Raw genomic sequence first — 4,962 nt, forward strand, 5'->3', positions numbered from 1 at the left:
AGAGGAGTGGATGAGTGCGGAAAACGTGATAGTCTATTCAAGTAACATCGGTATAGCGCAACTTGCTCAAAAACTCTCTCATATACAATTTTATCAAGGACTTAAAAAATTTGGTTTTTCAAAAAAAAGCGGTATTGATCTTCCTTATGAACATAGGGGATATATTCCTCCTTTAGCGAAATTTAAAAGCGAGATTTATAAAGCAACTGTTGGATATGGATATGGGATGAGAGCGACTTTTATGCAGCTTCTTTGTGCCTATAATATTTTTAACAACAATGGAAAAAGCGTAACTCCACGTATTGCTTCATATCTGTCGCTACAAAACGGCAAACAGTTTTCGCTTCCTATTTTTTCTCCTAAAAAAATTATTTCCGTAGCGACGGCTGCTAGAATGCAAAAAATATTGATTAAGGTTGTTCAAAAAGGAACGGGGGTTGGGGCTAAAGTAGATGGAATTATCGTAGGAGGAAAAACAGGGACGGCTCATATTGCAAAGAAGGGAAAATATGTAAGAAACTATAATAGCTCCTTTTTTGGTTTCGCAAATGACAAAAAAAATAGATATACCATCGGAGTTACGGTAATAAAGCCTAAAAAGGTATATTTTGCGGCACAAACCGCCGTTGTGGTATTTAAAAAGATAGTAGAACTTTTAATAGATCAAGGATATTTGATACCCATAGAAGAGTAGTTAGCTTGAATGTTTTAAATTATGTTAAAATTACCAAAAAATTAGTAAGAGGAATTTATGGATATAAGAGAAGAGTTTTTAAAATATTTTGAAAAAAATGGGCATAAAATCTATCCAAGTGCTCCCCTTGTTCCAGAAGATCCGACTTTGCTTTTTACAAATGCCGGTATGGTGCCTTTTAAAAAGGTTTTTACCGGAGAGATACCATCAGAAGTTAAAAGAGCCGCAAGTTGTCAAACCTGTATAAGAGCCGGTGGAAAACATAACGATTTGGAAAATGTGGGATATACCGCAAGACATCACACTTTTTTTGAAATGCTCGGAAATTTTAGTTTCGGAGACTATTTTAAAGAAGAGGCTATTCAGTTTGCCTGGGAGTTTGTTACCAAAATTTTGGAGCTTCCAAAAGATAAACTTTGGGTAACCGTTCATGAAAGCGATGATGAAGCTTATAAAATCTGGCAAAAACATATAAGCAAAGATAGAATTAAACGTTTTGGGGATAAGGACAATTTTTGGCAGATGGGAGATACGGGACCTTGCGGACCTTGTAGTGAAATATTTTATGATCAAGGAAGTGAACATTTTAAGGGTAAAGAGGATTATCTTGGAGGAGACGGGGATAGGTTTTTAGAGATATGGAACCTGGTTTTTATGCAATATGAAAGAAATGAGGCGGGAGAGCTTTTGCCTCTTCCAAAACCAAGCATCGATACGGGTATGGGGCTTGAGAGAATTACTGCTATCAAAGAGGGAGTTTTTAGCAATTATGACAGCTCTTTATTTATGCCTATAATAAAAGCCATTAGTGAACTTGCAAAAAAAGAGTATATTTATAAAGAGGGAGCAAGTTTTAGAGTGATAGCAGACCATATTAGAGCCGTTACCTTTTTGCTATCCCAAGGAGTTATGTTTAGCAACGAAGGAAGGGGTTATGTATTAAGAAGAATTTTAAGAAGAGGCGTAAGACATGGATTTTTGCTTGGTTTAAAAGAGCCTTTTATGTATAAGTTGGCAGATGTGGTAGTAAAAATTATGGGTTCTCATTATTCTTATCTAAATGAAAAACTAATTTCAATAAAAGAGCAGATTAAACTTGAAGAAGAGAGGTTTTATCAAACGATTGAAGCGGGGATGAGACTGTTTGAAGAGGAGCTTTCTAAAACAAAAGATGTTTTTAGCGGCGAAATTGCGTTTAAGCTATACGATACTTACGGCTTTCCTCTTGATTTGACCGAAGATATGTTAAGAGAAAAGGGTATAAAACTTGACAAAGAGGGTTTTGACAAACTTATGAAAGCTCAGAAAGAACGTGCAAAAGCCGCATGGAAAGGTAGCGGAGATTTGGCTTTAAAGGGAGATTTTAAAGAGCTGATAGGACTAAAAAACGAGTTTGTGGGATATGAAAGACTAAATTCTAAAACCATAATTTTGGCTATTTTAGATGAAAATTTTAAAAAGGTTGATACTCTACAGCCTTTGGATAAAGGATGGATTTTACTAGAAGAGACTCCATTTTACGCTGAGAGCGGTGGACAGGTAGGAGATAAAGGGATAATAAGGCTTTATGAAGGGGAAAAACTAGCCGATGTTTTAGATACAAAAAAATTTTTTGATTTAAATCTTAGTTTTATAAAAGCCCTAAAAGAGATAAAAGTTGACGAAAGCGTAGAAGCCATAGTGGATAAATCAAGATTTGAGATAGCAAAACACCATTCTGCTACCCATATTTTACATTCGGCACTTAGAAAAATTTTAGGTTCTCACGTTACGCAGCAAGGAAGTCTTGTTGAGGCAAATAGATTAAGATTTGATTTTTCTCATCCAAAACCTTTAACAAAAGATGAACTAAGTGATGTTGAAAATTTTGTAAATGAAGTTATCGCTCAAGGAGTAAAAGCCCATATTGAGCAGATGAGTATCAAAAAGGCAAAAGAGCTTGGGGCTATGGCTCTTTTTGGGGAAAAATATCAAGATATCGTAAGGGTAGTTAAGTTTGATGAGGTAAGCATAGAACTATGTGGTGGAACGCATGTTGAAAATAGTGCGGAAATCGGAAACTTTTTTATAACAAAAGAGAGCGGGGTAAGTAGCGGCGTTAGAAGGATAGAAGCGGTTTGCGGAAGAAGCGCTTACAATTTGGCAAAAGAGTGGCGGGAAAATATCGAAAACGCAAGAAGTGAAGTGAAAAATAAAGATATTATTTTGGGAATAAAAAAATTAAAAGATGAGATTAAAAAACTTAAAGATGAGATAAAAAATATCTCAAAAGTTAGTCAAAAAGAGTTAAAAAGTCATCAAATAGGCGATGTTAAAATAGTTATTGACGAGGTAGAGGCCGGGGATATTAAAAAGATAATAGACGATTTAAAAAACGCAAACGAAAAAATTGCAGTGATGCTTTTTCAAAAAAAAGAAGATAAAGTCTTAATCGCCGCTGGTATAAAAGGAGTTGATATAAAAGCTGGAGAGTGGGTTAAAAAGATAGCCCCTATAGTCGGTGGAGGAGGCGGCGGTAGAGCCGATTTTGCCCAAGCTGGCGGAAAAGATCCCAGTAAGATAGAGGATGCAAAAAAGGAAGCTTTAAAATTTGTAAAAGCGGAGCTAAAAAGTGATTGAGGATAATCTTTTATATATTATATTTTTTCATGTATTGGGAGCTATTGTTTGGGTTGGAGGAATGGTTGCCATTAGATTTGCCGTTCATCCAGCTCTTCAAAATATAGGCGATGTGCAGGTTAGATTGGCAAGAACTTTGGAGATAACGGGCAGACTTTTTGCTCTTGTTTTTCCATTTATTATTATAATTATCGCAACGGGTCTTATGATGGCAAGCGCCTTTGGATTTAGCGGACACACAGATTTGAGCATGGTGGTTCATATCAAAGAGGCCGTATGGCTTATTATGAGTTTAAATTACGGTGCTATGGTATATTTAAGATTTAAAGCGCAAAGTTTGTATCTTGCTTCTGACTTTGAAAATGCGAAAAAGATTTTATCGCCTATTGCTAAATATATGCTACCTGTAAATATATTTTTAGGTGTAATGGAGCTATTTTTTGGACTAGTGCTGAGAGGTTTTTAATTCATCTCAAGACAAAGCCTTGAATAATATAAGAGCAAGTAAAGGAAAGATATGAAATCACTTGGTAAACATCTTTTGGCCGAATATTACAGATGTGATGAAAATGCAATCAATGATGTTAAAAAAGTTGAAGAGGCATTGATAAAAGCTGCCGAAATTGCGGGAGCGACGGTTATAGGTAGCTCTTTTCACAGATTTGAACCCTATGGAGTTAGCGGAGTAGTGGTAATAAGCGAATCTCATCTAACTATTCATACCTGGCCAGAATATGGATTTGCCGCGGTTGATGTTTTTACTTGCGGAGATCACGTAGATCCTATGAAAGCGCACGAGTATCTAAAAGAGGTTTTCAAAACACAAAACGCTACCGTTGAGACGGTCTTAAGAGGTGTATTAAATATTCCCGATCTTCGCCACAAACCGGGTGGAAGCTGTATAGAGAGCAGCTGTGATAGGAGTATAAGGGCCGATGGTTAGATTGGCAAGCGGTAGTGAAACTAGAGCAAAAATATTAAAAGAGGCTGGTATTGAGTTTTTACAATCTCCTGTAGATTTTGACGAAGATAGTTTGATAGAAAAATATAAAGATCCAAGAAGTTTTGTTTATAACGCTACAAAAGGAAAACTTCAAGAGGCGATAAAAAAATATTCTCTAAATATTCCTATAATAGTTGCAGATACCGTTGTTAGCGTAAATGGAAAAATAGTTAGAAAAGCAAAAGATGAAAAAGAGGCTAAGAAACTTCTAAAAATGCAAAGCGCAAATTCTGTTTTTATTTTAACTTGCACAATATATAAATCAAAAACTATGGAATTTTTGGATTTGAGCGCTACGATATATGATTTTGAAAAGTTTGACGAAGATGAATTGAAAAGATATTTAAAAAGCGGCCAATGGAGAGGAAAAGCTGGAGCTTGTATGGTTGAAGGTTTTTGCAAAAAATATATAAAAAGCTATAAAGGCTTTGAAAGTTGCGCAAGAGGACTTACTATAGAAAAATTGATTCCTTTTTTAAAGTTGGATGAGAGTTTTAAAAAAGCTGTTTGAAGGTAAAAGAGGAGAGATATATTTAGTCCAAAAAGATAAAAAAATTTTATTATGAAAAAAAACCTAAACCTAACTCTCCTGATTTTATTATCTTAATCATTTTAACCAATATACCAATAACCAATGTCCAATGTC

Annotated in this window: 5 protein-coding genes; all 5 read left to right on the forward strand. The window is 35.2% G+C overall.

The genetic code is table 11. The annotated features are described in order from the left end of the window. Positions 1 to 694, forward strand: a 694-nt coding sequence (locus AC30RD_RS06290; protein WP_489493516.1) for a penicillin-binding transpeptidase domain-containing protein, incomplete at its 5' end; no start/stop codon positions are given. A gap of 57 nt (positions 695 to 751) precedes the next feature. Further along, positions 752 to 3,313, forward strand: coding sequence for an alanine--tRNA ligase (gene alaS, locus AC30RD_RS06295; protein ID WP_489493518.1), 2,562 nt, complete (start codon positions 752 to 754; stop codon positions 3,311 to 3,313). Beyond that, on the forward strand, positions 3,306 to 3,779 hold the full coding sequence (locus AC30RD_RS06300) for a hypothetical protein (protein WP_489493519.1): 474 nt from the start codon (positions 3,306 to 3,308) through the stop codon (positions 3,777 to 3,779). The genes alaS and AC30RD_RS06300 overlap by 8 nt, the downstream gene beginning before the upstream one ends. Before the next feature lie 51 nt (positions 3,780 to 3,830). Further along, positions 3,831 to 4,256, forward strand: a complete 426-nt coding sequence (speD, locus tag AC30RD_RS06305) for an adenosylmethionine decarboxylase (protein WP_489493521.1) — start codon at positions 3,831 to 3,833, stop codon at positions 4,254 to 4,256. Next, positions 4,249 to 4,827 (forward strand): septum formation inhibitor Maf, encoded by a 579-nt coding sequence (gene maf / locus AC30RD_RS06310; RefSeq protein WP_489493522.1) that lies wholly within the window; start codon positions 4,249 to 4,251, stop codon positions 4,825 to 4,827. The genes speD and maf overlap by 8 nt, the downstream gene beginning before the upstream one ends. Positions 4,828 to 4,962: the final 135 nt, after the last annotated feature.

The sequence above is a fragment of the Nitrosophilus sp. genome (assembly GCF_982775275.1).